The sequence below is a fragment of the Klebsiella sp. JB_Kp004 genome, from assembly GCF_040065795.1.
GTDB lineage: Bacteria > Pseudomonadota > Gammaproteobacteria > Enterobacterales > Enterobacteriaceae > Klebsiella > Klebsiella quasipneumoniae.
In genome coordinates this window covers 1-585 of the sequence record NZ_JBEAKW010000030.1, presented here as the reverse complement: position 1 = coordinate 585, position 585 = coordinate 1, and the positions used below count along the sequence as shown (strand labels likewise).

Sequence of the window (585 nt, the reverse complement as noted above, 5' to 3'; positions counted from 1 at the left end):
AGTCTCAGGGAGAACTCATCTCGGGGCAAGTTTCGTGCTTAGATGCTTTCAGCACTTATCTCTTCCGCATTTAGCTACCGGGCAGTGCCATTGGCATGACAACCCGAACACCAGTGATGCGTCCACTCCGGTCCTCTCGTACTAGGAGCAGCCCCCCTCAATTCTCCAGCGCCCACGGCAGATAGGGACCGAACTGTCTCACGACGTTCTAAACCCAGCTCGCGTACCACTTTAAATGGCGAACAGCCATACCCTTGGGACCTACTTCAGCCCCAGGATGTGATGAGCCGACATCGAGGTGCCAAACACCGCCGTCGATATGAACTCTTGGGCGGTATCAGCCTGTTATCCCCGGAGTACCTTTTATCCGTTGAGCGATGGCCCTTCCATTCAGAACCACCGGATCACTATGACCTGCTTTCGCACCTGCTCGCGCCGTCACGCTCGCAGTCAAGCTAGCTTATGCCATTGCACTAACCTCCTGATGTCCGACCAGGATTAGCTAACCTTCGTGCTCCTCCGTTACGCTTTGGGAGGAGACCGCCCCAGTCAAACTACCCACCAGACACTGTCCGCAACCCCGAT

The 585-nt window shown here is 55.7% G+C and carries 1 rRNA gene; it reads right to left on the bottom strand.

The features are described from left to right. Nucleotides 1–585 (bottom strand): 23S ribosomal RNA (locus ABLX76_RS13830); the annotation flags it as partial.